Raw genomic sequence first — 26,078 nt, 5'->3', positions numbered from 1 at the left:
ACCGCCGAGCCTAGCGGGGCCGGCGCCAGTCCTCCCGCCCGCCGGGCACCGCGAGGTCGGTCGTGGTCGCCAGGATGGTGTCGAGCACGATCCCCAGCCCCCGTGCGACGTCCGCCACCGGAAGGTCGTTGGCGGCCGGGACGTGGACGAAGCCGGCGCGGACGCCGTCGCCCCCGTCCGCCGCCGCCACCCCGGCGGCGTACATCACCGCGTTGCAGACGTAGCTGCCCGCGGACAGGGACAGCTCGGCCGGCAGCCCGGCGTCGCGCAGCGCCGCCACGCCGGCCTTGACCGGCAGCGTGGTGAGCACCGCGGGCGGACCGCCGGGCACCACGGGAACAGCGACCGGCTGCGCGCCGTCGACGTCGGGGATGCGGGCGTCGACGAGGTTGACGCCGACCCGCTCCAGGCTGATCGCATGGCGGCCAGCGGCGAGCCCGACGCTGACGACGACGTCGGGCCGGTGCGTCACGATGAGCTCACCGACCAGCGCCGTCGCCCGGGCGAACGAGACCGGCAGCGTCGCGGTGACGAGCGCGGTGCCGTCGGGTGGCGACCACTGCTCGGCGACCAGCTCGACAGCCTCCTGCGACGGGTTGGTCAGGTGGTGACCGAAGGGCCCGAAGCCGGTGAGGAGGATGCGGGTCACTCGTCCGGGTCCCCCGGGTCGACCGGCGCGTGGTGGTCGTGCTCGGCGGCGCCACGCTTCCAGTAGCCGCTGATGTCCACCGCGGTCTTGTCCAGGCCGAGCTCGCGGCGCAGGTAGCGGCGCACCGGGATGAGCGAGGCGGACTCGCCGCCGAACCACCAGAACACCGTGCCGTCCTGCGCGTCGAGCGCGCGGACCGCCTCGTCGAGCAGCGTGGTGGAGCCGGGAGCGGCGGTCGCCCGGTGCAACCACTGCACGGTGCGGCCGGCCCCTTCGAGGGCCAGCGGGTAGGACTCGTCGGCGGCGTCGTTGACCTCGATGAGCACGGTGACCGGGACGTCGGGCGCCAGCGCCCGCAGCCAGCGGGAGATCGCGGGCAGCGCGGTCTCGTCACCACCGATGACGTACCGGTCGACCTCGGTGGGCACGAGGTGGGAGCCACGAGGCCCGGCGAGCACGAGCGTGTCGCCGGCGGCGGCGCTGCTGGCCCACCGGCTCGCGGGACCGTCGTCGCCGTGGATGACGAAGTCGAGCTCGAGGACGCCGTCCTCTCGCACGAGCGGGGTGTAGTCGCGGCTGATGACCGGCCCGGCCGGCCGCTCGAGGGTGCCGTCGACGATGCGCGGGGCGTTGAGGACCCCGGTGCCAGGGTCCGGGAAGAACGCCTTCAGGTGGTCCCCGGGGCCCTCGCTGACGAAGTCGTCCATCGGACCGGTGAAGGAGATGCGGCGCATCTGTGGCCCGAGGTCACGCACCTCGGTGACAGTCATCGTGCGCACTCCGAGCTGGTGACGAACCCGCTCGCGCCGGACATAGGAAGCAGAGGCAGTCATCAATCGAGCCTAACCCGCGCTCGGCCGCCGCTGACGTGCCGTGCATCACGACGGCCCGCCACCCGCGTGGTGCGGGTGACGGGCCGTCGTCTGCCTACTGCTGCTGGGTCAGTTGCCCGTCAGCTTCTCGCGAAGCGCGGCGAGCGCCTCGTCCGAGGCCAGCGTGCCTGCGACCTCGACCGGGGCCGAGGTGTAGGTGGCCGCGCCACCGCCACCGCCACCGCCGCCGCTGCTGCTGCCGCCGCCGGACGCGCCGACGGACTCGTTGCCGATGTCGAGGTCGGCCTCCTGAGCCGCCGCGACCTGCTTCTTGTGGGCCTCCCAGCGAGCCTGGGCCTTGGCGTACTGCGCCTCCCATGCCTCGCGCTGGGTCTCGAAGCCCTCGAGCCACTCGTTGGTCTCCGGGTCGAAGCCCTCGGGGTACTTGTAGTTCCCCTGGTCGTCGTACTCGGTGGCCATGCCGTACAGCGACGGGTCGAAGTCGTCGCTCGCGGGGTCGACGCCCTCGTTGGCCTGCTTGAGGGACAGCGAGATCCGACGACGCTCGAGGTCGATGTCGATGACCTTGACGAAGACCTCGTCACCGACCTTGGCGACCTGCTCGGGCACCTCGACGTGGCGCACCGCCAGCTCGGAGATGTGCACGAGACCCTCGATGCCGTCCTCGACGCGCACGAACGCACCGAACGGAACCAGCTTGGTGACCTTACCCGGCACGACCTGCCCGATGGCGTGGGTGCGGGCGAAGGCCTGCCACGGGTCCTCCTGCGTCGCCTTGAGCGACAGCGACACGCGCTCGCGCTCCATGTCGACGTCGAGAACCTCGACGGTGACCTCCTGGCCGACCTCGACGATCTCGTTCGGGTGGTCGATGTGCTTCCAGGACAGCTCCGAGACGTGGACGAGACCGTCGACGCCGCCGAGGTCCACGAACGCACCGAAGTTGACGATCGAGGAGACGACACCGGGGCGCACCTGGCCCTTCTGCAGCGTCTGCAGGAAGGTGGAGCGGACCTCGGACTGGGTCTGCTCGAGCCACGCGCGACGCGACAGCACCACGTTGTTGCGGTTCTTGTCGAGCTCGATGATCTTCGCCTCGAGCTCCTTGCCCACGTAGGGCTGCAGGTCGCGCACGCGGCGCATCTCCACGAGCGAGGCGGGCAGGAAGCCGCGCAGGCCGACGTCGAGGATGAGGCCGCCCTTGACGACCTCGATGACGGTGCCGGTGACGACGCCGTCCTCTTCCTTGATCTTCTCGATGGTGCCCCAGGCGCGCTCGTACTGCGCGCGCTTCTTCGACAGCAGGAGACGGCCTTCCTTGTCCTCCTTCTGGAGAACGAGGGCCTCGATATGGTCGCCGACGGACACGACCTCGTCCGGGTCGACGTCGTGCTTGATGGACAGCTCCCGCGACAGGATGACGCCCTCGGTCTTGTAACCGATGTCGAGGAGGACCTCGTCCCGGTCGACCTTGACGACAGTGCCCTCGACGATGTCCCCGTCGTTGAAGTACTTGATGGTCGCGTCGATCGCGGCGAGGAGATCCTCTGCCGAACCGATGTCGTTGATCGCGACCTGCGGGGGGCTCGACGGGGTGGGCGTAGTAATGGTCATTGAGTTACGGACTCCGATGTGGACAGGGGTAGTAAGGTCAGGGATGATGTCGCAGCACCGCGGACCGGGTCCACTCGGCGGGAACAAGCCGTTCCCGAGAAGCCGTCACGAGCCGTGAGCATACGTCACCGCAGGTGATCCTACCTGCTGCCGACCGGCGAGGACAACACGCCTTTCGTCGGGTTCAGCCAGCCGTACCGAGGTAGGCGCGAAGGGTCCGCTCGCCGGCCGCGACCACCCCGCGGCCGAGGTCAACCAGCTCCCACACCTGGCCGTCGCCGCCCGGCACACGAACCTCCCACACCAGCGAGCCGTCGGTGAGGTCGACGGCGATGATTCCCTCCGGGGACCTGACCACCATCCGTTCCCCGTCGGAGAGCGCGTCCCATCCCCGGGTGGTCCAGCCGCTGGACCCGGCGTCGTTGCGCCACCGGATGTCGCCGTTCTCCGGCTCGATCGCGGTCATCACGCCCGCGGTGTCCTGCAGCACGACGACGCCGTCGGCACGCACCATCGGCAAGCGCAGCTCGTCGGGGTCGGCCTCGAGGCGCCAGGCGTGGCCGCCGTCGGGCCGTACCCCGACGACGCCGTCCCCGTCGTCGGTGACGATCGGTCCGGGCACGAGCCCGGAGTTCGCGGCGGCGGGGCGCCAGCCGAGCTCGTCGGTGCCGAGGCTGACGGTGGCGGTCGCGTCGAGCCGCTCGAGCCGCGACGGCGTCCCCCAGGCCTGGTCACCCACGGCGCTGGCGACGAGACCGCCGTCCGGGCCGACGGCGAGGACGTCGGCGATGCCCTGCCAGGCGATCGCACCGGTGGCCGCGTCGACGGCCAGCTGCAGGGCCCCGACGCCCACGAGCACCAGTCCCGGCGCCTCCTGCACGACGGGCACGTAGTTGCCGGTCATCGCCAGCGACTCCTCGGCGTCGAGCGGGGCGGCCACCGACCACACCTGCTCCCCCGCCGGGGTGACCCGGGTGAGCTCGACGGCGGTGCCGTCGTCCGCGACGCCGAGCACGAGGACGTCGCCGTCGACGACGTGGACGCTGTGGGCAGGCGCGGCCAGCACCACCCGGCCGGTGGCGCTGCCGGCGGCCGGGTCGAGGACCTCGAGGGTGTCGCCGTACAGGCAGGCGACGGCACCTCCGGCCAGCGCGCCGGTGCACGACGACGGCGGGCCGTCGCCGCGGGTGACGCCCATGGTGGCGACCTGCTCCCCGGAGGTGGGATCGAGCGCGACGAGCCAGCGCCGGTCGCTGGCGACGTCCGCGGCGCCGACCACCCACACCTCGCCCACCGCGATCATGCCCACCATCGGCCAGCCGTCGAGCATCGGGGGGTAGCGCGGGTCGTGGAAGGTGACCTGATCGACCGCCAGGTCGAGGTCGGTCGCCGCCAGCATCCAGTCGACCTGCGGTGCGGTCGGATGCGGCGCGATGACGCCTCGGGCGTCCGGGCCCCGCTGCTGGGCGACCGTCTCGGTCGGCGTCGTCGTCTCGGCCACGGGTGGCGTCCCGCCGGACTGGCCCGCGTGCGACGGCGGGGCAGCGTCCGACCCGTCGGGGCCGGCGCAGGACGCGACGAGCATCGCGAGAGCGAGCGCCACGGCAGCAGTCTGCCGGGAGGTGGACCCGCGTCGGCGTGCCATGGACGTGCCGCCGGCTATGCCAGCGCGTTGGCGACCCGGATGAGGTCCGCCGGTACCGGGTTGGGCTTGCCGGCGACCTCCCGGAGGGGGACGAGCCTGACCGTCTCGCCGATGAGGGCTGTCATGACGTCAGTCTGCCCGGCGTGGATGGCGTCGACGGCCGCCACGCCGAACCGGGAGCCGAGGATCCGGTCCGAGGGCAGCGGGGTGCCGCCGCGCTGGACGTGACCGAGCACCGTCACCCGGGTGTCGAACCCGGTGCGGGACTCGATCTCGCGGGCCACCCGCTCGCTGATCGCGCCGCCGACGATCTCGCCGTACTGGCCGACCTGCTGCTCCCAGGCCATCGAGCCGCCGTCGACCGGCATCGCGCCCTCGGCCACGACAACGATCGAGAAGCTGGCGTGGGACCGGTGACGGTGCTTGAGGTACCGGACCACCTTGTCTATGTCGAACGGGTCCTCCGGGGTGAGGACGATCTCCGCCCCGCCGGCGATGCCGGCGTTGACCGCGATCCAGCCTGCGTCGCGTCCCATGAGCTCGATGACCATCACCCGGTTGTGGCTCTCCGCGGTGGTGTGGATCCGGTCGATGGCCTCGGTCGCGATGTGGACCGCGGTGTCGTAGCCGATCGAGCGGTCGGTGCCCGCGACGTCGTTGTCGATGGTCTTGGGGATGGCGATGATCGAGACCCCGGTCTCGGCAACCTTGCTCGCGGCGTGGAGGGTGCCGTCGCCGCCGATGCAGATGAGGGCGTCGATCCGCTCCGCCTCGAGGGTGTCGCGCACCGCGTCGAGTCCGTGCTCGCTGCGGTGCGGGTGGAAGCGGGCGGTGCCCAGCAGGGTGCCGCCGGAGTCGAGCACGCCGCGGATGTCGTCGCGGGTGAGCGCCATGACGTCGCCCTCGGCGACGCCCTTCCAACCGTTGCGGAAGCCGGTGATGGTGTCGCCGTACTCCCCGATGCCGTGCTTGACGACGGCGCGGATGGCCGCGTTGAGGCCGGGGCAGTCCCCGCCGCCGGTGAGCAGACCGATCCGCACAGCTGTCTCCAGGGTGTCGTCGAAGTGGGGTGTCGCCGCCGGTGAGGCCGCGCGCTGCCCAGCCTATCGCCGGCGCCCTGGGACCTGCGGACCGGGTCCGCGGGATGGCGCCGCACCGGGCAGGATGGGGGGATGGCACAGGTGGGGTTCTCCGACGTCGACGGCGCCGCGGCGGCGCGCGCCAACCGCGAGTGGTGGCACGACAACGCCGCCGAGTACATCGAGGAGCACGGCGACTTCCTCGGCGACGCCGACTTCCGCTGGTGCCCCGAGGGCCTGCGGGAGGCCGACGCCGGGCTGCTCGGTGACGTCGCCGGGCTACGGGTGCTCGAGGTCGGCGCGGGCGCGGGCCAGTGCTCGCGCTGGCTCAGCCGCCGTGGCGCGCGCGTCCTCGCCACGGACATCGCCGAGGGCATGGTGGCGCGGTCGGCCGAGCTCGACCGGCGGACCGGCTCACGGGTGCCCGCGGTGGTGGCCGACGCCCGCGCGCTGCCGTTGCCGGCTGCCTCGGTGGACGTGGCGTTCACGTCGTTCGGCGCGATCGCGTTCGTGCCGGACGCCGACCGGGTGCACGCCGAGGTCGCCCGGGTGCTGCGCCCCGGCGGCCGGTGGGTGTTCGCCGTCGTCCATCCGGTGCGGTGGGCGTTCCCGGACGACCCGACGGAGCACGGCATGACCATCACCCGCTCGTACTTCGACCGCCGCCCCTACGTCGAGAGCGACGACGGCGGCACCCCGGTGTACGCGGAGTACCACCGCACCTTCGGCGACCACGTGCGCGAGGTGACCGCCGCCGGGCTGGTCATCGACGAGGTCGTCGAGCCGGAGTGGTCCGAGGGCAACGAGCAGACCTGGGGCGGCTGGGGCCCGGTCCGCGGCCGCTACCTCCCCGGCACCGCCATCATCCGCGCCCACCTCCCCACCTGACCACCCCACCCCACCGCCGACAGCGGGATTGTCACCCACAGCAGACTTGTCGCCCACAGCGGGATTGTCACCCACAGCAGACTTGTCCCCCACAGCAGACTTGTCCCCGACAGCGGGATTGTCACCCACAGCAGACTTGTCACCCACAGCAGACTTGTCCCCCACAGCAGACTTCTTGCCGACAGCGGGATTGTCCGCAGCTCCACCGGAGCGCGGCGCCGGGCCTCAGTGGGCGGCGTCGTGCCAGGACCGGCCGGTGCCCACCGAGACGTCGAGCGGGACGGACAGCTCCGCGGCGGCGGCCATCTGCTCGCGCACGATCACCTCGACCTGCTCCTCCTCGGCCGCGGTGACCTCGAGCACGAGCTCGTCGTGCACCTGCAGCAGGATCCGCGAGCTCAGCCCGGCGGCGGTCAGCGCCCGCTCCACGTTGATCATCGCGACCTTGATGATGTCCGCGGCGCTGCCCTGGATCGGGGCGTTGAGCGCCATCCGCTCGGCCATGTCGCGGCGCTGCCGGTTGTCGCTGGTGAGGTCGGGCAGGTAGCGACGCCGGCCCATGATGGTCTCGGTGTACCCGGTGCGCCGGGCCTCGTCGACGACGCCGGCGAGGTAGTCGCGCACCCCGCCGAACCGCTCGAAGTAGTCGTCCATGAGGCCGCGGGCCTCGCCGACGTCGATCTTCAGCTGCCGCGACAGCCCGAACGCGGACAGGCCGTAGGCCAGCCCGTAGCTCATCGCCTTGATCTTCGACCGCATCGCCGGGGTGACCTCGTCGGTGGCGACCTCGAAGACTCGCGAGCCGACGAACGAGTGGAGGTCCTCCCCGCTGCGGAAGGCCTCGATCAGCCCCGCGTCGCCCGACAGGTGCGCCATGATGCGCATCTCGATCTGCGAGTAGTCGACCGTCATGAGCATGTCGTAGCCCTCGCCGACGACGAAGCCGCGCCGGATGAGCTGTCCCTCGTCGCTGCGCACCGGGATGTTCTGCAGGTTCGGGTCGGTGGAGCTCAGCCGCCCGGTGGCGGCAATGGTCTGCTGGAAGGTGGTGTGGATCCGGCCGTCGTCGGAGACGGAGCGCAGCAGCCCCTCGACGGTCTGCCGCAGCCGGATGGCGTCCCGGTGGGCGAGCAGGTGCACGAGGAACGGGTGGTCGGTCTTGACGAGGAGGTCGGCCAGCGCGTCGGCGTCGGTGGTCCAGCCGGTCTTGGTGCGCTTGGTCTTGGGCATCTCCAGCTCGGTGAACAGCACCTCCTGCAGCTGCTTGGGCGAGGACAGGTTGACCTCGTGCCCGATGACCTCGTACGCGCTGGCGGCCGCCTCGTCCACGGCGGCGCCGAACCGCTTCTCGAGGTCGCGCAGGTAGTCGGTGTCCGCGGTGATGCCGACGCGCTCCATCCGCGCGAGCGCGGCGAGCACCGGCAGCTCGATGTCGGTGAGCAGGTGCTGGGCGCCCCGGTCGGTGAGGTCCTCCTGCAGCGCGTCAGTGAGGTCATGGACGGCGGCAGCCCGCACGCCGGCCTGCTTCGCGGCGTCGGCCTCCTCGAAGATCAGCAGCCCCTGGCCACCGGCCTCCTCGTCCTGCCGCAGCTCGCGGTGCAGGTAGCGCAGCGAGAGGTCGGCGAGGTCGTAGCGACGCTGGTCGGGGCGGCACAGGTAGGCGGCGAGCGAGGTGTCGAACGTGACGCCGGCGAGGGCCAGGCCACGGCCGCCGAGGGCGTGGATATCGTCCTTCGCCCCGTGGAGCGTCTTGGCGGCGTCCTCGTCGGCCAGCCACGCGGCGAGCACCTCATCGTCCTCGGGTCGGATATCGGTGAGGTCGATACTCATCGCCGCGCCGCGGCCATCGGCGATGGCCATCGCCCAGGCGTCCCCGGTGCCCTGCGCGGAGCTGCCGGTGACGTCAACGGCCAGCAGCGTGCCGCGGCGTTGCTCCAACCAGCCAGCGAGCCCGCCGGGCTCGAGGACGGTCACGTCGAGGTCGAAGCCGTCCTCGACCTCCCCTGCCTCGGCGGGCAGCGAGGCGAACAGCCGGTCACGCAGCACGCTGAACTCCAGCGCGTCGAACACCCGGTGGACCTCTTCCCGGTCGATCTGGCCCCGGTGGAGGTCGTCGAGCGTCACCGGCAGCTCGAGGTCGGTGAGCAGCCGGTTGAGCTGGCGGTTGAGGGCGACCTGCTCGAGGTTGGCACGCAGCGACTCACCGGCCTTGCCCTTGATCTCCGCCGCCCGGGCGAGGACGCCCTCGAGGCCGTCGTAGGCCGCGATCCACTTGGCGGCGGTCTTCGGCCCCACCCCCGGCACGCCCGGCAGGTTGTCGCTGGACTCGCCGACGAGCGCGGCGAGGTCGGAGTACCGCTGCGGCGACACCCCGTACTTCTCGGTGATGGTCTCCGGGGTCATCCGGGCGAGCGTCGACACGCCCTTGACCGGGTAGAGCACGGTGACGTGCTCGTTGACCAGCTGGAAGGAGTCCCGGTCGCCGGAGCAGACCAGCACCTCCATGCCGTCGGCCGCCCCCTGCTCGGCGAGCGTGGCGAGGATGTCGTCCGCCTCGTAGTTCTCCTTGGTCATCGACGGGATCCCCATCGCGGTGAGCACCTCGGTGATGAGCGCCACCTGGCCGTTGAACGGCTCGGGCGTCTTGTCCCGGGTGGCCTTGTACTCCGGGTACTGCTCGGTACGGAAGGTGGTGCGCCCGGCGTCGAACGCCACGGCCACGTGCGTGGGCGACTCCCCTGCCAGCAGGTTGATGAGCATCGAGGTGAAGCCGAACACCGCGTTGGTCGGCTGGCCGGTCGTCGTCGAGAAGTTCTCCACCGGCAGGGCGTAGAAGGCGCGGTAGGCCATCGAGTGGCCGTCGACGATCAGGAGGCGGGGGCGCTGGCTGCTGGTCACCGTCTCACCCTAGACGGGCCCGCCGACACCGCGCCCCAGGGTCCCAGGAGGCCTCTACCACGGTCGTGCGTGGACCTGCCTAGACGAGGTCCCGCGGGATCTCGTGCTGCCAGCTCTCGGAGTACACCCGCGGATCGCCGCGGTCGGGGTCGAGCTCGTAGGCGTCGAGCTGGGCGTTGACGTGGAAGTGGGACGGCGTGGACGTCAGCACCGTGCGGGTGTTGATCTCCACCCGCCAGTCCGCACCGCGCTCGATGCGGCGCACGGTCCGGGTCTCACCGCGGACCGAGTTCACGTCGTTCCAGCGGAAGCTGTACCACTCGTTCGTCGCCCGGCGGACAACAGTGTCGGTCTCGTCGATGCGGAAGCTCCCCTGGTCGTTGGCGATCTCGAGCGTCGAGACATCGGTGGCCAGGTCTCGGACGACGCGCCAGTGGTGCTCGCCGGTTTGCAGCGGCGTCGTCTCGAGCTCGGGCGCCACCTCCGGCTCACCGAAGGCGCGCAGCTCGGTGTCCTCGGCGCGCGGTGGGCGCACCGGCAGCCGCAACGAGCTGATCCCGGTGCGGATGGTCACCGTCGCCGGCTGCGGCGCGGGCCAGATGAGGGGCCAGTACGACGTCGAGACCGACAGCCGCAGCCGGTGCCCGGCCGGGAAGGAGTGGGCCATCGCGTTGAGCGGAACCTCGACGCTGTACCGGTGCCCGGGCTTGAGCGGCTGTGGCTGCGCGGAGCTGTCGCGGTGGGTGAGGTTGAGGACGCCGTAGGTGACGCGGGTGGCCTCGCCGTTGGCCGCGACGTCCGACAGCCGCACCGCCAGCTGGGCCACCGGCTGGTCGGCTGCCACGTCGACGCAGACCGCGGGCAGCCCGAACAGCTCGAGCTGCTCGCCCAGCGGCTCACTCTCGAAGACCAGCGCGCCGCCGTCCTCCTCACGCTGGTCGTAGGGCAGGTCGGGCACGGCCGCGTAGGACGCCCACTTGCCCGCGAACATGCCCACGCTGAGGGGCGACTGCAGCTCGAGCAGGTGCTGCTCGACGTCGTCGTGGGGACGGGCGAGCAGACCGTGGCGGGTGAGGGTGAAGGAGCGCTCCTCGATCCGGGGCGAGGGCCAGGACTCCTCGGCCACCCAGCGGCCGGGGCGGTCCTCGTAGGAGGCGCTCGGCGGCACGCTGTCCTGCATCCATGCCCGCACCATCGGCTCACCGTCCAGCCCGGTGTCGATGCCCTTGAGCCAGTGGTCCCACCAGCGCACCACCTCCTGGAGGAACCCGATCGCCGGGCCGGGCACGCCCAGGTGCGGGTACTTGTGGCCCCACGGCCCGATCAGCGCCCGGCGCGGCACGTCGAGGTGCTCCATGAGGCGGAAGATGGCGTTGGTGTACCCGTCCGCCCAGCCGCCGACCGCCATCACCGGCACCGTCACCGCCGAGTAGTCCTCGCACACCGAGGCCGGCTTCCAGTACTCGTCACGTCGCTGGTGGCGCAGCCACGTCTCCAACCACAGGCCGCTGCCGCGCAGCCGCTCGTGCCACATCTCCCGCCAGCGGTCGCCGACGATCGCCGGGTCCGGCGGCAGGCTGTTGAAGGCGAGCATGACGGTCGCCTCGGAGAGGTTGTCCGCGAGCAGCGCACCGCCCATGTAGTGCATGTTGTCGACGTACAGGTCCTCGGTGGCCGAGGCGCTGATGATCGCCTTGAGCGCGGCGGGACGTCGAGCGGCGAGCTGGAGCGAGTTGAACCCGCCCCAGGAGATGCCCATCATACCGACGTTCCCGTCGCACCACGGCTGCTCGGCGAGCCAGCCGATGACGTCCTCGGCGTCCTCGTGCTCCTGCGGGCGGTACTCGTCGGTCATGACGCCGTCGGAGTCGCCGCTGCCGCGCAGGTCCACCCGGACGCAGGCGTAGCCGTGCCCGGCGATGTAGGGATGGTTGTTCGCGTCACGCCCGCGCGTCATGTCCCGCTTGCGGTAGGGGATGTACTCCAGCACCGCGGGCACCGGCGTCGTGGCCGCATCGACCGGCAGCCAGATGCGGGCCGCGACCTGCTGACCGTCGCGCAGCGGGATGAAGGTGTTCTCGATGATCTCGACGTCGTGCGGGAAGTCGGTCACGGTCCTCACGTTCAGGCCCCTTCGATCGGCTCGATCTCGAAGTTCAGCATGGCGGCCGCTGCCGCGTGGCGCCGGCCCAGGTCGGCGTGGTCGTCCCCGCCGAGGTAGATGCTGGCGAGGATGTAGCGGTAGCTGTCCTGGTGCGGCACCTGGGAGAGCACGTCTCCCAGCTCGACGTGCAGCGAGACCTTCGTCTGCGGGAACCGGTCGACCAACGCGGCGATCTCCTCGTCGGACGGCACTCGTCGCACGGTGCCGTCGCTGTCGTGGAAGACCTCGCACTTGGCTGCCACCGCGTACCTGCCCTGCCGCTGAGGCATCGACGGCGCCTGCCCGAGCGCGAGGTCGATGGCGACCTCGTGGTTCGACCCGCCGTCGACGAGGATGAACAGCTCGCTGTGCGACTGGGAGATCCGGGTGTTGATCTCGATGAGCCAGAGCTGGTCCGCCGCCTCGTCCCACATGAACTCGGCGTTGAAGGCGCCGTTGTCGTACCCGATGTGCGCGAGGTAGCGGCCGGCGACGTCGATCATCTGCTGCTGCGCCTCGTGCGGCACCGTGCCGGCGGGGTAGTCCAGCCGGGCGATGCTCTGCTGCGCGTCGTCCTTGAGCATGTCGAACACCCCGTGGACGCGGTACTGCCCGCGGTGAACCGTTCCTTCGGGGGCGGCCTGGATACCGGTGACGATCTGCTCGGCGAGGCAGGTGTTGCCGTCGGCGTCGTGCAGCTCGGCCGGCAGCTCGACCCGTGCCAGCGCCTGGTTGAAGGCGTCACCGATGTCGGTGATCTGCGCGCGGATCTCCTCGACGGCCGCAGCCAGCTCGGCCTCGTCGTGGATCGCGAAGCCGAGGTTGGAGGAGTGCGCCTTCACCGGCTTCACCCAGAACGGGAAGTCGAGGTCGATCTGCGCCCCGACGTCGTCCGCGAACGGGTCGAAGGAGACGAAGCGCGGCACCACCTCCGGGACCGAGGCGCGCTGGCTGAGGCGGCTCCAGTACTTGTGCTCGCTGGCGAGCACGCTGCGCAACGATGGCGCCGGGATGCCGTGCTCCGCCGCAAGGATCGGGCCGATCACCGAGCTCGGGAAGTCCCAGTGGCACACGATGGCGTCCACGCTGTCCCCGTGCTGCGCGAGCTCCGCCCGAGCCTGCTCCAGCAGCGACTCGAGGTCGTAGTCGGTGTCCTCGACGAGCCGCTCGTAGTCGAGCAGCCCGCGGAACGAGTAGTCCTGCGCAGCTCGCACGGTGGCGAGCTCCTTGCGCTGCAGATCCGTCAGGCCCAGCACATAGACGTTCTTCGGCACTTCACGCTCCTCGTCGTCGGGCCTCGACACAATCACGGCTGCGTCGCGGCCGCAGCCCGGACGATCCCGTCGGGCCGGCACGGCGTGGCACGCTGGGCAGATGACGAGCACCGACGACGACCTGCTGGCCGAGCTGCAACGGTCCGTGGCCGCGCCCGAGACCCTCACCGCACGGCTCGGCATCGAGTTCCTGCGGGCCGACCCGGAGAACGTCACGGCGCGGATGCCGGTGGCGGGCAACACCCAGGTCATCGGTCTGCTGCACGGCGGTGCTTCCGCGGCGCTGGCCGAGACGGTCGGCTCGGTGGCGGCGACCCTGCACGCCGGTCCGGGGCGGGCCGCGGTCGGGGTGGAGCTGAGCGCCACTCATCACCGCGCGGTGCGGGCAGGCTTCGTCACCGCGGTGGCCACTCCGCTTCATCGCGGCGGCCGGCTGGCGACCTACGAGATCGCCGTCACCGACGACGACGGTCGCCGGGTGTGCACCTCGCGGCTCACCTGCATGCTGGTGAGCCGCGAGGGCTGACTACTTACCGACCTGGTCGATGACCGCGTCGGCAACCTCACGCATGGTGAGGCGGCGGTCCATCGAGGTCTTCTGGATCCACCGGAAGGCCTCGGGCTCGGTCAGCCCCATCTTCGTCTGGAGCAGCCCCTTGGCGCGGTCGACGCGCTTGCGGGTCTCGAAGCGCTCGGTGAGGTCGGCGACCTCGGCCTCGAGGGAGTTGATCTCCTGGAAGCGGGAGATCGCGATCTCCAGCGCCGGCAGGAGGTCCGCCTGGGTGAACGGCTTGACGACGTACGCCATCGCGCCGGCGTCCCGGGCCCGCTGCACGAGCTCGGTCTGCGAGAACGCGGTGAGCATGACGACGGCGCAGCTGCGCTCGTCCATCAGCTTCTCGGCGGCGGTGATGCCGTCCATGACGGGCATCTTCACGTCCATCACGACGACGTCGGGCTCGAGCTCGGCGACGAGGCGAACCGCTGCCTCGCCGTCCGCAGCCTCGCCGACGACGTCGTACCCGGCCTCCTGCAGCGTCTCGACGATGTCGAGACGGATGAGCGTCTCGTCCTCCGCGACGACGACGCGGCGGGCTTCGCCATCGGCCGCCGGAACGGCCTCGTCACGGGTGGGCAGCACGATGTCGTCTGCGGTCGCAGCCTCTACGGGCTCAAGTTCGTTGTTCTCGCTCACGGCGCTAGCCTACTGGTTGTGCGTGATCGCTCGCACGACGCCCCGATAGCCCAACCGGCAGAGGCAATCGGCTCAAACCCGATCCAGTGTGGGTTCGAATCCCACTCGGGGCACCGCGACGACCACGCCGCAACCGCACCAAACGCGGTCCTGGCGCGGATTGCGAGCTCGCGACCGCATCCCTGCCGCGGTGCTCACGTCCGCGGCCGCCGCTCGACAGATGCCGGCGGCGTCGCTCGCCAAGTAGTTGACCCGGTGAGGTAACCCACCAGTCCGGGGCGATTCGCCGCGGCAGTTCCGTTGATCTGCCACGGCGGAGACGCGGTCGCAGAGCGCTGCACTGTGGGACCATATGGCCGACATGAGCAGCATGACCGGTGGCCGTGACGGCACCGCCCGCCTCCCGGCGAGGCTCGGCGCGGTGCTGGGTTCGGCGACCCCCTGGGGCAAGCGGGCCCGGCAGGCCGGCTTCGTCGGCACCACCCTGCTGCTCCTCTGGGAGATCCGGATCACCCCGCTCGCCGACCTGCCGGTGTGGTCGACCGCGTTCCGCCTCGCCATGGTCCTGCTGCTGTACGGCCTGCCGAGGTGGCCGCAGGCCGTCGCGCTGCTGTCCTTGCCGGTTCTGGTCGGCGAGTACTTCGCCGGCTTCCACCACCTGTCGACCACGCTCGTGGCACCGATGGTCATCACCGCGTATCTCATCGCGACGCTGCCGCGGTACCGCGGCTACCTCTACGCCATCGCCTCCGTCGGGCTGTTCACGGCCGTCTACGCGAGCGAGCAACCGGTGGCCGACGTCCTCAGCTGGTCGGCGGTCTTCCTCATCCCGTGCATCGTCGGCGAGGGTGCGCGGTACGGGCTCGCGTCCATCGAGCGGATCCGGCACGTGACGGCGGCGCAGCTGCGCCACCAGCGGCGGATCGTGGCGCGCGAGCTCCACGACACCTCCATCCACGACATCACGTCCCTGATCATGGCGCTGGAACGCGCCAAGCTCCGAGGCATCGAGGACCCCGAGCTGCTCGCCGAGATCGACCATGCCGCGGCGATGGCGCGGCAGTCGGTGGTGAGCATGCGCGGTGTGCTCAACATCCTCCGCGAGGAGGGCGACGGGACCGCACGCCTGGGGGACCCGCACGCCGTCGAGCGGCAGGCGGCGACGGACCGGTCGGTCGCCACCGTGAGCCAGGCGCTGAGGAACGCCGAGCACGCCCTCGCCCGGGCCGGCCACTCCCCCCAGGTCCACGTCGAGGACGGTATCGAGGCCGCCATGCCGTCCTCGGTGCAGCTTGCGCTCATCCGGGTCATCCAGGAGTGCACCGTCAACATGGTCAAGTACGCCAAGCCCGGCACGTCCTGCGCGCTCATGGTGGAACGCACGGCGACGGCGACCCTCGCGCTGTTCATCAACGAGTACGACGGTCACCGTGTTAAGGACACCGCACTGAGCTCGGGTCTGGGACTGATCGGGATCCGGGAGCGAGTCGCTGTCGTCGGTGGCACTCTCAGCATCAATAGTGACGATCAGCGCTGGATGGTGCAGGTTGCCATCCCGACCATCGCCTCGACGACCGAAGGACAACCGAACCGTGCCCTCCAGCAGTGACCACCCGGTCTCGCCCACCGCTCCGACACCCCCGCTGGGCAGCGGACCGATCCGCGTGCTGCTCGTCGACGACGACCCGATGGTGCTCGCCACCCTGCAGACCTACATCGCCACCGCTGAGGACATCGACGTCGTCGCGACCGCTCACGACGGCTCCGTCAGCCGTGAGGCGGTCGCCCACCACCGGCCTGACCTGGTGATCATGGACGTCCAGATGCCGGTGATGGACGGCATCGAGGCCACCCGCCGGCTCCGCGAGGAGTTCCCGGAGCTGCGGGTCGTGCTGCTGACCACCTTCGACGAGGACGAGTTCCTGCTGGACGCCCTCGACGCCGGCGCCGCGGGCTTCCTGCTGAAGAACACCAGCCCGCAGGAGCTGGTGACCGCGATCCGCCGTGCCCATGCGGGGAACAAGGTGGTCTCCCCCGGCCCGAACGACCGCCTCATCGACAACTATGTCCGCCGCGACCGGGTCGCCACCGACCCGGCAGACCTGGGGCTCTCGGGGCGGGAGCAGGAGGTGCTCGAGCTGCTCTGCCGGGGCAAGTCCAACCTCGCGATCGCCGAGCAGCTGTACGTGGCGGAGACGACGGTCAAGACACATGTCTCGTCAATCATGCGCAAGATGGATGTCGCCTCACGCCTCGAGATCGTGGTCTTCGCCTACGAGAACCGGCTGGTGCGATGACCACGCCACAACGGCTCTCCTCCTAACGGAGGATGCGGGTGGTCCCTTCGGCCAGTGGCGCCGAACGGAAGTTGTCGCGACGATAGGGGTTCCTCCACCCACACTTCGGACAAAGGTCATTCACATGAAGCGCACATCGGTTCGCGTTGCCGCCCTGACCCTCGCCCTCGGCGCCATGTTCGCCGCCCCCGCCGCCGCGGTGCCCTCGCACCAGCTGCCCGGCACCCCCGACGCCGGCGTCACCGCGCCCGGTACGGCCGCGCCCACCGCGTCACCGTGCCAGGTGGTGCCGTGGTGGTTCTGGTGCCGCTGATCCTCTGATCAACCCGGCGGTGGGTTGGCAGGGTCGCCGCACGGGGGCGACCGGCTGATCGCCGTCGGGGTCACGACGGCGTGACGATGCCGTGACGGGGAGGTGCAGCGTCGCACCGCCTCTGGCACTTGCGCGCCCGCGCGTCGCTCCGGTGACGCCGCGGGCGCGTGTCGTCGTTCCCTGCTGGCCGGCTGCCCCGGCCAGCGTCCGCCGGCCGTGGCGGCCGCTCCAGGAACCGCAGCAGCCCCGCCGGCCGGGGCCGACGGGGCTGGTGCAGGTCATGCGCTGGGCGCGACAGCTCAGGCGCTGGGCAGCTCACCCATCCGGTGCACCCGGATCGAGTTGGTCGAACCGACCTGGCCGGGCGGCATGCCGGCGACGAGCACAATGGTGTCGCCCTCGTCGGCCAGCCCGGAGGCGCCGAGAACCTGGTCGACCTGGGCAACCATGTCGTCGGTGTGCGCGACCTCCTCGACCTGGTAGGTCTGCACGCCCCAGCTGAGCGCGAGCTCGTTGCGGGTCGACTCCAGCGGGGTGAAGGCGAGCAGCGGGATGCCCGGACGCAGCCGGGACATCCGACGGGCGGAGTCGCCGGACTGCGTGAAGGTCACGAGGTACTTGACGTCGAGGACCTCCCCGATGTCCGCCGCGGCGCGGGTGATGGCGCCGCCGCGGGTGTGAGGGGTGGTGCCGAGCGGGGCGATCCGGTCGCTGCCCTGCTCCTCGGTCGTCTCGACGATGCGTGCCATGGTCCGGACCGTCTCGATCGGGAACTCGCCCACCGAGGTCTCCCCGGAGAGCATGACGGCGTCCGCCCCGTCGAGGATGGCGTTGGCGCAGTCCGAGACCTCCGCGCGCGTCGGGCGCGGGCTGGTGATCATCGACTCGAGCACCTGGGTGGCGACGATGACCGGCTTGGCGTTGCGACGAGCGAGCTCGACGGCGCGCTTCTGGACGATCGGCACCTCCTCCAGCGGCAGCTCGACGCCGAGGTCGCCGCGGGCGACCATGATCCCGTCGAAGGCGCGGACGATCTCGAGGAGGTTGTCCACCGCCTGCGGCTTCTCGATCTTGGCGATGACGGGGAGTCGGCGCCCTTCCTCGTCCATGATCGCGTGGACGTCGTCGATGTCGGCGGCGTTGCGCACGAAGGACAGCGCGATGACGTCCGCGCCGAGGCGGATCGCCCACCGCAGGTCGTCCTTGTCCTTCTCCGACAGCGCCGGGACGCTGACCGCCACGCCGGGCAGGTTGAGGCCCTTGTGGTTGGAGACCGGGCCGGGAACCTCGACGCGGGTGACGACCCGGGTGTCGGTCACCTCGACGATCCGCACCGCGACCTTGCCGTCGTCGATGAGGATGCTGTCACCGGGGCGGCAGTCCCCCGGCAGTCCCTGATACGTGGTCGAGGCGAGCTCCGCGGTGCCCTCGACGTCCTCGGTAGTGATGGTGAAGGTCTGGCCCTCCGTGAGGTGGACCGGCCCGGCGGCGAACCGGCCGAGCCGGATCTTGGGGCCCTGGAGGTCGACGAGCACGGAGACGGCGCGGCCGGAGGCCTTGGCCGCCTCCCGCACGTGCCCGTAGACGACCTCGTGCTCGGCGGCGGTGCCGTGGCTGCGGTTGATCCGCGCCACATCCATCCCCGCATCGACAAGTGCCTGGATCTGGTCGGCCGTCTCTGTCGCCGGCCCAAGGGTGCATACGATTTTCGCTCTGCGCATGAGGTCAGCCTATCGCCCAGCAGGAGTGGTGCTGCTGGTCGAGGGCTGCGACCGCCCGACCGGCACGCGCGGGACCGAGAACGGCATGTCGCTAGCTCGCACCGGCGCCGGCAGATCCGCGGCACCACCGAGGTAACGATCCACCGTGGCCGCGCAGGAACGGCCTTCCGCGATCGCCCAAACGATGAGCGACTGCCCTCGCCCAGCGTCGCCGGCGACGAACACGCCGGGGACAGGTGTGGCAAAACTCTCGTCATGCGCGATCCGGCCGCGCTCGTCGACGGGCACTCCGAGCTGGTCGAGCAGCCCGCCGGCCGGCGCACCGGAGAACCCGAGCGCGATGAGGACGAGCTGGGCCGGGATGATCCGCTCGGTGCCCTCGATCGGCGTCGTCGACCGGTCCTCGTGACGGACGACCTCGACCAGCCGCAGGTGGCTCACCTGCCCCTCCCCGGCGGAGCCGTCGCTGAGCAGCTCGAGGGTGGCGCTGCCGAAGACCCGCTCGCCCCCCTCTTCGTGCGAGGCAGAGACCATGAAGACCCGCGGGTCGACGGGCCACGGCTCGTCGGCGGTGCGCTCGGCGCCGCGCAGCGGGTTGATGTCGATCTGGGTGACCGACCGTGCACCGTGCCGCCGGGCGGTGCCGAAGCAGTCCGAGCCGGTGTCGCCACCGCCGATGATGACGACGTCCAGGTCGGTGGCGAGGATCTGGTCGGGTACGACGTCGCCCGCCACCGCCCGGTTGGACTGCACGAGGTAGTCCATCGCGTAGTGGACGCCGCCGAGGTCGTGGCCCGGGACGGGCAGCTCCCGGGGCACGGTGGCGCCGAGGGCGAGGACGACGGCGTCGTACCGCTCTCGCAGGTCCGCGCCGGTGACGTCGCGGCCGACGTCGGTGCCAGGGCGGAACACCGTGCCTTCCTCGGTCATCTGCGCGATCCGCCGGTCGACCTGACGCTTGGCCATCTTGAAGTCCGGGATGCCGTAGGTGAGCAGCCCGCCGACGCGGTCGTCGCGCTCGAGCACCGCGACGGTGTGGCCGGCGCGGGTGAGCTGCTGGGCGGCGGCGAGACCGGCCGGCCCGGAGCCGATGACGGCGACGGTGCGCCCGGTGTGCTGGTCGGGCACCTGCGGGGTGACGATGCCCAGGTCCCACGCGGTGTCGGCGATCGACTGCTCGATGTTCTTGATCGTCACTGCCGGCTGGTTGATCGCCAGCACGCACGCGCTCTCGCACGGCGCTGGGCACAGCCGCCCGGTCCACTCCGGGAAGTTGTTCGTCGCGTGGAGCCGCTCGCTGGCGGCGTCCCAGTCCTCGCGCCGGGTGAGGTCGTTCCACTCCGGGACGAGGTTGCCGAGCGGGCAGCCGGCGTGGCAGAACGGCACGCCGCAGTCCATGCACCGGGCGGCCTGCCGGGTGAGGGCGGCCGCGTCCTCCCGGCGGCGCTGGTACACCTCCTCGAAGTCGAGGATGCGCACCGGGACGGGACGGCGGGCGGGCAGCTCGCGCTCCCGGTAGGTGAGAAATCCGCGCGGGTCAGCCATGGGAGGCCTCCAGGATGGTTGTCCACACCTCGGCCGAGCCGGGGTCACGACCCTCGGCGGCAGCGGTCGCCAGCGCGGCCGAGACCGCGGCGTAGGTGCGGGGCAGGAGCTTGGTCAGCCGCTCGGTGGCGGCATCGGGGTTGGCCAGCAGCTCGGCAGCCCGGGCGGAGCCGGTGTGCGCGTGATGCCGGTGGAGCAGGTCGAGGACGATGTTGCTGTCCTCGGCGTCGAGCGGCACGAGGATGAGCTCGCCGTCGGCCACCGCCCGGCGGTTGAGCTGCCGGGTGTCGAGGTCGAGGACGTAGGCCGTGCCGCCGGACATGCCGGCGGCGAGGTTGCGGCCGGTGGCGCCGAGGATGAGCACGGTGCCGCCGGTCATGTACTCCAAGCCGTGGTCCCCCACCCCCTCGACGACCGCCGTCGCCCCGGAGTTGCGGACCGCGAAGCGCTCGCCGACGCGACCGGAGAGGAACAGCTCCCCCGAGGTCGCGCCGTAGCCGATGACGTTGCCGGCGATGGTGTTCTCGGCAGCGACGAGCGCGGAGCCCGGTGGCGGGGTGACGATGATGCGCCCGCCGCAGAGCGACTTGCCGACGTAGTCGTTGGCGTCGCCGAGCAGCCGCAGCGTCACCCCGGGGGGCAGCACCGAGCCGAAGGACTGGCCCGCCGAGCCGTGCAGCGTGATGTCGATGGTGCCGTCCGGCAGGCCCCGCGCGCCGTGGCGGCGGGTGATCTCGTGACCGAGCCGGGTCCCGACCGTGCGGTGGACGTTGCGCACCGGCAGCTCGAAGCTCACCGGCTCGCCGTCGTCCAGCGCCGGGCGGCACCGCTCGATGAGGGTGACGTCCAGCCCCTTCGCGAGGCCGTGGTCCTGAGCCCGCATATGACGGGTGAAGGTGCCGGTCGGCGGCTCCACCGCGTCGAGCACCGGCCGCAGGTCGAGGCCGGCAGTCTTCCAGTGGTCGACCGCCTCGCGGGAGTCGAGCAGGTCGGCGCGCCCCACGGCCTCGTCGATGGACCGCAGCCCGAGCGAGGCGAGCAGCTCGCGCACCTCCTGAGCGAGGAACTCGAAGAAGGTGACGACGTGCTCCGCCTTGCCGGTGTACCGGGCGCGCAGCTCGGGGTTCTGCGTGGCGATGCCGACCGGGCAGGTGTCCAGGTGGCAGACCCGCATCATGACGCAGCCCTCGACGACGAGCGGCGCCGTCGCGAAGCCGAACTCCTCGGCACCGAGCAGCGCCGCGACGATGACGTCGCGGCCGGTCTTCAGCTGCCCGTCGGCCTGCACCACGACCCGGTCACGCAGCCCGCCGCTCACCAGGGTCTGCTGGGTCTCGGCCAGGCCGAGCTCCCACGGCGCCCCGGCGTGCTTGAGCGAGGTCAACGGGCTGGCCCCGGTCCCGCCGTCGTGCCCCGACACGAGGACCACGTCGGCGTGGGCCTTGACCACCCCGGCGGCGACCGTCCCGATACCGACCTCGCTCACCAGCTTCACGTGGATCCGCGCGCTGGGGTTGGCGTTCTTCAGGTCGTGGACGAGCTGAGCGAGGTCCTCGATGGAGTAGATGTCGTGGTGCGGCGGAGGCGAGATGAGTCCGACGCCGGGCGTGGCGTGCCGGGTGCCGGCGATCCACGGGTAGACCTTGGTGCCGGGTAGCTGCCCACCCTCCCCCGGCTTGGCGCCCTGGGCGATCTTGATCTGGATGTCGTCGGCGTTGGTGAGGTAGTCCGCGGTGACGCCGAAGCGCCCGGAGGCGACCTGCTTGACCGCCGAGCGGCGCCGGGGGTCGTGCAGCCGGTCGGCGTCCTCCCCGCCCTCGCCGGTGTTGGACTTGCCGCCGAGGATGTTCATCGCGACGGCGAGCGTCTCGTGGGCCTCCATCGAGATGGAGCCGTAGGACATCGCACCGGTGGAGAACCGGCGGACGATCTCGCTCACCGGCTCGACCTCGTCGATCGGGACCGGCTCGCGGTCACGCAGCCGGAACAGCCCGCGCAGCGTCATCAGCCGGGTGGACTGCTCGTCGACCCGGCGGGTGTAGTCGCGGAAGATGTCCATCCGGCGGCTGCGGGTGGCGTGCTGCAGCCGGAAGATCGTCTCCGGGTCGAACAGGTGGGGCTCGCCCTCGCGGCGCCACTGGTACTCCCCGCCGATCCGCAGCTCACGGTGGGCCGGGGAGATGCCCGACGGCGGGTAGGCGGTGGCGTGACGCGCCGCGACCTCCGCGGCGACGACGTCGAGACCGACGCCGCTGAGCGGAGCGGGGGTGGCGGTGAAGTAGGTGTCGACCAGCTCCCGGGAGAGACCGAGGGACTCGAAGACCTGCGCACCCCGGTAGGAGTGCACCGTGGAGATCCCCATCTTGCTCATCACCTTGAGGACGCCCTTGCCCAGTGCGGTGATGACGTTGGCCACTGCCTGCTCCGGGCTCACGCCGGTGACGGCCGCGCGGTGCACGAGCTCCTCGGCGCTCTCCATCGCGAGGTAGGGGTTGACCGCCGCGGCGCCGTAGCCGATGAGCAGCGCGACGTGGTGGACCTCGCGGACATCGCCGGCCTCGACGAGCAGGCTCACCCGGGTCCGGGTACGTCGGCGCAGCGTGTGGTGGTGGACCGCGCCGGTGAGCAGCAGCGACGGGATGGGGGCCAGCGCGGCGGTCGCGTGGCGGTCGGAAAGCACGATGAAGCTCGCGCCGTCGTCGATCGCGGCGTCGACCTCGGCGCAGATCTCGGTGAGGCGCGCCTCGAGGCCGGCCCCGCCCCCGGCCACCGGGTAAAGGCCGGAGACCACGACGGCGCTCAGCCCGTGGCCGGCACGGGCGGTGCCGACGTGCGCGATGGCGGCGAGCTGGTCGTTGTCGATGGTGGGCAGGTCGAGGTGCAGCTTGCGGGCGTGCTCGGGCAGGTCCTCGAGCAGGTTCGGCTCGGGGCCGATCGCACTACCGAGGGAGGTGACGAGCTCCTCGCGGATGGAGTCCAGCGGCGGGTTGGTCACCTGCGCGAACTGCTGGCTGAAGTAGTCGAACAGCAGCCGTGGCCGTTCGGACAGCACCGCGACCGGGGTGTCGGTGCCCATCGAGCCGAGGGCCTCGGCGCCGGTCGCCGCCATCGGCGCGAGCAAGATGCGCAGCTCCTCCTCGGAGTAGCCGAACACCTGCTGCCGGCGCACCACCGAGGACCGGGAGTGCAGGACGTGCTCGCGCGGCGGCAGGTCCTCGACCCGCAGCGTGTGCTCCGCCAGCCACTGCGCGTACGGGTGCGCGGCGGCGAGCTCGGCCTTGATCTCGTCGTCGCCGACGATCCGCCCGGCGACGGTGTCCACGAGGAACATCCGCCCGGGCTCCAGCCGGCCCTTGCGCACGACGCTCGCCGGGTCGAGGTCGAGCACGCCGGACTCCGAGGCGAGGACGACGAGGCCGTCGTCGGTCACCCAGTAGCGCGCGGGGCGCAGCCCGTTGCGGTCGAGCACCGCACCGGCGAGGGTCCCGTCGGTGAAGGTCATCGCCGCCGGGCCGTCCCACGGCTCCATGATCGTGGCGTTGTACTCGTAGAACGCGCGGCGGGCGGGGTCCATCGTGTCGTGGTGCTGCCACGCCTCGGGGACCATCATGAGGACCGCGTGCGGCAGGCTGCGGCCGGCGAGGTGGAGCAGCTCGAGCGCCTCGTCGAACGACGCCGAGTCGCTCGCCCCGGGCGGACAGATCGGCAGCAGCGGCTCGAGGTCACCGAGCAGCGCGCTGCGTGCCACACCTTCGCGGGCGCCCATCCAGTTGCGGTTGCCGCGCACCGTGTTGATCTCGCCGTTGTGGGCGACCAGCCGCAGCGGCTGGGCCAGCGGCCACGACGGGAAGGTGTTGGTGGAGAAGCGCGAGTGCACCAGGACGATGCTGCTCGTCAGCCGCTCGTCGGTGAGGTCGGGGAAGAAGCCGGCCAGCTGCGTCGTCGTCAGCATGCCCTTGTACACCAGGGTCCGGGAGGACAGCGACGCGAAGTAGACGCCGTGCTCGTGCTCGGCGCGCTTGCGCAGCCGGTAGGCGAGCCGGTCGAGGTCGGTGCCGCCGCGGCGGCCGTCCACGGCGGTGACGACGAGGTGACGCATCGTCGGCAGCGTCGCCAGCGCGGAGGGGCCGATGTCGTCGGGGACGACGGGGACGTCGCGCCAGCCGAGGACGCGCAGCCCCTCCTCGGCGGCGAGGCGCTCGACGCCCTCGACCGCGAGCGTGAGGTCGCGCGGCGCGCTCTGCGGGCCGGGCAGGAAGGCCAGGCCGACGGCGTAGCGGCCGGCGGGCGGCAGGTCGAACGGGAGGACGTCCCGGAGGAACGGGTCGGGGACCTGGAGGAGCATGCCGGCGCCGTCGCCGGTGTTCTCCTCGGCCCCGACCGCACCGCGGTGATCGAGGTTCGCCAGCGCGGTCAGGCCCGCGTCGACGATGTCGCGGCCCGGGGTGCCGCGGAGGGTGGCGACGAGGGCGACACCGCAGGCGTCGTGCTCGAAGGCCGGGTCGTAGAGGCCACCCCTCGGGGGCGCTCCGGACTGTGGCGGTGACCCGTGGATCGGTCCCATTTTCCGTCCTCACTGCCGACGGGCCTGGGCCGAGCCGGCGCAATCCTTTATCTGAACTTGAGACGCCGTTGGCTCGGTGCGCGGGAAACTTTACACACCGCAGGTCCCGCGGTGAACATCGAGGACCGCAGAAATTTCCCCGCCGCACTGCGGGGAGTCGACAAAGCGAGCCGGGCGGGGCGATCCCGCCCGGCCTGCTGCCGATTCGCCGCAGCGATGCGAGATCAGGTGTGGCGCGACTCACACGGGGCCGCGGTGTGTCGCAGCGGCCGGACGGCCGCAGCCCGGCCGGGGTGGTACGTCGCCGGCTCAGCCGTCGGCGGGGCGCTCCCCGTTGCCGGCGGCCGCCCGGTCGTCGTCGACCTCGTCGTCGTCGGTTCCGTCATCGTCGGCAGCGCGAGGGGCATCCTCGCCCGCGGCGGGGGACGCGTCGTCGACCGTGGTGCCGCCCGCGGCCAGGGCCGCGTCGTCGGCCGCCGGCTCCTGGCCCGGCAGCCAGATCGACTCGGCGTCTCCGCGGGTGCGGCGCCCGATCTTGATGAAGAAGTAGAGCGCCAGCAGGAAGACGACGATCGACGTCCACACGTTGAGCCGCACGCCGAGGATGGTTTCGGCGTCGTCGATGCGCAGGTACTCGATCCATACCCGGCCGGCCGTGTAGAGCATGACGTAGAGCCACATCACCCGGCCGTGACGCAGCGCGAAGCGCCGCTCGGCCCACAGCAGCACGAGCACCATCGCGCCGGCCCACAGCGCCTCGTAGAGGAACGTCGGGTGGAACAGCAGCTCGGCGTCGGCGTAGCCGGGCACCCGGTGCGCGGCGTCGATCTCCAGGCCCCACGGCAGCGTCGTCGGGGCGCCGTAGAGCTCCTGGTTGAAGTAGTTGCCGAACCGCCCGATGGCCTGGGCGACGAGCAGCCCGGGCGCGAGGGCGTCGGCGAACGGTGCCAGCCGCAGGCCGCGGCGGCGCAGCGCGATCCACGCCCCGAGCGCGCCGGCGGGGATGGCGCCCCAGATCCCCAGGCCGCCGTTCCAGATCTCGATGATCCGGGCCGGGTCGCCGTTCTCCCCGAAGTACGCCGCGGGCGAGGAGACGACGTGGTAGAGCCGTGCTCCGACGATGCCGAACAGCACCATCCACAGCGCGACATCGATCGAGGTCTCTTCGGGGCCGCCCTTCTTGCGGTAGCGCCGGTCGAGGATCCACCAGGCGGCGACGATCCCGATGCCGATCGCGATGGCGTAGGCACGGATCGGCAGCGGGCCGAGGTACCACGTGCCCTGGGCGGGGCTGGGCAGGGACGCAGCGATGGTCAGCACCCCGCCAGCGTAACCGCCCCCAACCTGAAACCGGCACGCCCCGTGTCGCGCCGCCCCGCCACCCCACCCCTCGGCGAGACCGGGCATCTGCTACCGAGGT

General features: G+C 71.5%; 19 protein-coding genes and 1 tRNA gene. 6 read left to right on the top strand and 14 right to left on the bottom strand.

Annotation, left to right across the window (positions count from 1 at the left end):
* Nucleotides 1–10 precede the first annotated feature (10 nt).
* The 5 genes from V2J52_RS00950 to V2J52_RS00930 form a co-directional block, all read right to left on the bottom strand.
* Nucleotides 11–649: a pyroglutamyl-peptidase I gene (locus V2J52_RS00950; protein ID WP_331225792.1), complete on the bottom strand. Its 639-nt coding sequence runs from the start codon at nucleotides 647–649 to the stop codon at nucleotides 11–13.
* Entirely contained in the window at nucleotides 646–1,482 is an 837-nt protein-coding gene (locus V2J52_RS00945; protein WP_331225791.1) for a siderophore-interacting protein, read from the bottom strand. The genes V2J52_RS00950 and V2J52_RS00945 overlap by 4 nt, the downstream gene beginning before the upstream one ends.
* Nucleotides 1,483–1,590: 108 nt before the next feature.
* The gene (gene rpsA / locus V2J52_RS00940; protein WP_331225790.1) at nucleotides 1,591–3,096 is read right to left on the bottom strand and encodes a 30S ribosomal protein S1; all 1,506 of its coding nucleotides are present in this window, start codon (nucleotides 3,094–3,096) and stop codon (nucleotides 1,591–1,593) included.
* Nucleotides 3,097–3,280: 184 nt separating this feature from the next.
* Entirely contained in the window at nucleotides 3,281–4,699 is a 1,419-nt protein-coding gene (locus V2J52_RS00935) for an outer membrane protein assembly factor BamB family protein (protein ID WP_331225789.1), read from the bottom strand.
* Nucleotides 4,700–4,755: 56 nt separating this feature from the next.
* On the bottom strand, nucleotides 4,756–5,781 hold the full coding sequence (locus V2J52_RS00930) for a 6-phosphofructokinase (protein WP_331225788.1): 1,026 nt from the start codon (nucleotides 5,779–5,781) through the stop codon (nucleotides 4,756–4,758).
* A gap of 132 nt (nucleotides 5,782–5,913) precedes the next feature.
* Here V2J52_RS00930 and V2J52_RS00925 point away from each other — a divergent pair, with 132 nt between their 5' ends.
* Entirely contained in the window at nucleotides 5,914–6,708 is a 795-nt protein-coding gene (locus V2J52_RS00925) for a class I SAM-dependent methyltransferase (RefSeq protein ID WP_331225787.1), read from the top strand.
* Here V2J52_RS00925 and V2J52_RS00920 read toward each other — a convergent pair.
* The 4 genes from V2J52_RS00920 to V2J52_RS00905 all read right to left on the bottom strand — a co-directional run bounded on the left by V2J52_RS00920 (nucleotide 6,663) and on the right by V2J52_RS00905 (nucleotide 13,023).
* A complete protein-coding gene (locus tag V2J52_RS00920; protein ID WP_331225786.1) occupies nucleotides 6,663–6,914 on the bottom strand; it encodes a hypothetical protein in 252 nt (83 codons plus the stop codon). The two genes, V2J52_RS00925 and V2J52_RS00920, sit on opposite strands and share 46 nt — an antisense overlap.
* A 19-nt stretch (nucleotides 6,915–6,933) precedes the next feature.
* Nucleotides 6,934–9,606, bottom strand: coding sequence for a DNA polymerase I (gene polA, locus V2J52_RS00915; protein WP_331225785.1), 2,673 nt, complete (start codon nucleotides 9,604–9,606; stop codon nucleotides 6,934–6,936).
* A gap of 79 nt (nucleotides 9,607–9,685) precedes the next feature.
* Nucleotides 9,686–11,728 (bottom strand): CocE/NonD family hydrolase, encoded by a 2,043-nt coding sequence (locus V2J52_RS00910; RefSeq protein ID WP_331225784.1) that lies wholly within the window; start codon nucleotides 11,726–11,728, stop codon nucleotides 9,686–9,688.
* Between the two features lie 2 nt (nucleotides 11,729–11,730).
* A complete protein-coding gene (locus tag V2J52_RS00905) occupies nucleotides 11,731–13,023 on the bottom strand; it encodes an ATP-grasp domain-containing protein (RefSeq protein WP_331225783.1) in 1,293 nt (430 codons plus the stop codon).
* 100 nt (nucleotides 13,024–13,123) lie between these two features.
* Between V2J52_RS00905 and V2J52_RS00900 the strand changes: the two genes are divergently transcribed.
* Complete coding sequence (locus V2J52_RS00900; RefSeq protein WP_331225782.1) at nucleotides 13,124–13,549, top strand: PaaI family thioesterase; 426 nt, start codon at nucleotides 13,124–13,126, stop codon at nucleotides 13,547–13,549.
* On the opposite strand, the gene V2J52_RS00895 is transcribed toward V2J52_RS00900, so the two are convergent.
* Complete coding sequence (locus V2J52_RS00895; protein WP_331226471.1) at nucleotides 13,550–14,167, bottom strand: ANTAR domain-containing response regulator; 618 nt, start codon at nucleotides 14,165–14,167, stop codon at nucleotides 13,550–13,552.
* A 90-nt stretch (nucleotides 14,168–14,257) separates the two neighbouring features.
* Here V2J52_RS00895 and V2J52_RS00890 point away from each other — a divergent pair.
* From V2J52_RS00890 to V2J52_RS00875, 4 genes are all read left to right on the top strand, one after another.
* Nucleotides 14,258–14,331: transfer RNA gene (locus tag V2J52_RS00890), tRNA-Leu, on the top strand.
* A 248-nt stretch (nucleotides 14,332–14,579) separates the two neighbouring features.
* On the top strand, nucleotides 14,580–15,827 hold the full coding sequence (locus V2J52_RS00885) for a sensor histidine kinase (RefSeq protein WP_331225781.1): 1,248 nt from the start codon (nucleotides 14,580–14,582) through the stop codon (nucleotides 15,825–15,827).
* Complete coding sequence (locus V2J52_RS00880) at nucleotides 15,811–16,515, top strand: response regulator transcription factor (protein ID WP_331225780.1); 705 nt, start codon at nucleotides 15,811–15,813, stop codon at nucleotides 16,513–16,515. The genes V2J52_RS00885 and V2J52_RS00880 overlap by 17 nt, the downstream gene beginning before the upstream one ends.
* Nucleotides 16,516–16,639: 124 nt before the next feature.
* Nucleotides 16,640–16,828: a hypothetical protein gene (locus V2J52_RS00875; RefSeq protein ID WP_331225779.1), complete on the top strand. Its 189-nt coding sequence runs from the start codon at nucleotides 16,640–16,642 to the stop codon at nucleotides 16,826–16,828.
* Nucleotides 16,829–17,127: 299 nt separating this feature from the next.
* Here the strand turns inward: V2J52_RS00875 and pyk are convergent, their stop codons facing one another.
* From pyk to lgt, 4 genes are all read right to left on the bottom strand, one after another.
* Nucleotides 17,128–18,549: a pyruvate kinase gene (gene pyk, locus V2J52_RS00870; protein ID WP_331225778.1), complete on the bottom strand. Its 1,422-nt coding sequence runs from the start codon at nucleotides 18,547–18,549 to the stop codon at nucleotides 17,128–17,130.
* A gap of 9 nt (nucleotides 18,550–18,558) precedes the next feature.
* Complete coding sequence (locus tag V2J52_RS00865) at nucleotides 18,559–20,094, bottom strand: glutamate synthase subunit beta (protein WP_331225777.1); 1,536 nt, start codon at nucleotides 20,092–20,094, stop codon at nucleotides 18,559–18,561.
* Nucleotides 20,087–24,658 (bottom strand): glutamate synthase large subunit, encoded by a 4,572-nt coding sequence (gene gltB / locus V2J52_RS00860; protein ID WP_331225776.1) that lies wholly within the window; start codon nucleotides 24,656–24,658, stop codon nucleotides 20,087–20,089. Before gltB ends, V2J52_RS00865 begins: the two co-directional genes overlap by 8 nt.
* A 309-nt stretch (nucleotides 24,659–24,967) precedes the next feature.
* Entirely contained in the window at nucleotides 24,968–25,978 is a 1,011-nt protein-coding gene (gene lgt / locus V2J52_RS00855) for a prolipoprotein diacylglyceryl transferase (RefSeq protein WP_434056359.1), read from the bottom strand.
* Nucleotides 25,979–26,078: the final 100 nt, after the last annotated feature.

It is taken from the genome of Georgenia sunbinii, assembly GCF_036421875.1.
Taxonomy (GTDB): domain Bacteria; phylum Actinomycetota; class Actinomycetes; order Actinomycetales; family Actinomycetaceae; genus Georgenia_B; species Georgenia_B sunbinii.
Note: the sequence above shows the minus strand (reverse complement) of the source record. Positions and strands in the feature narration are given on the sequence as shown.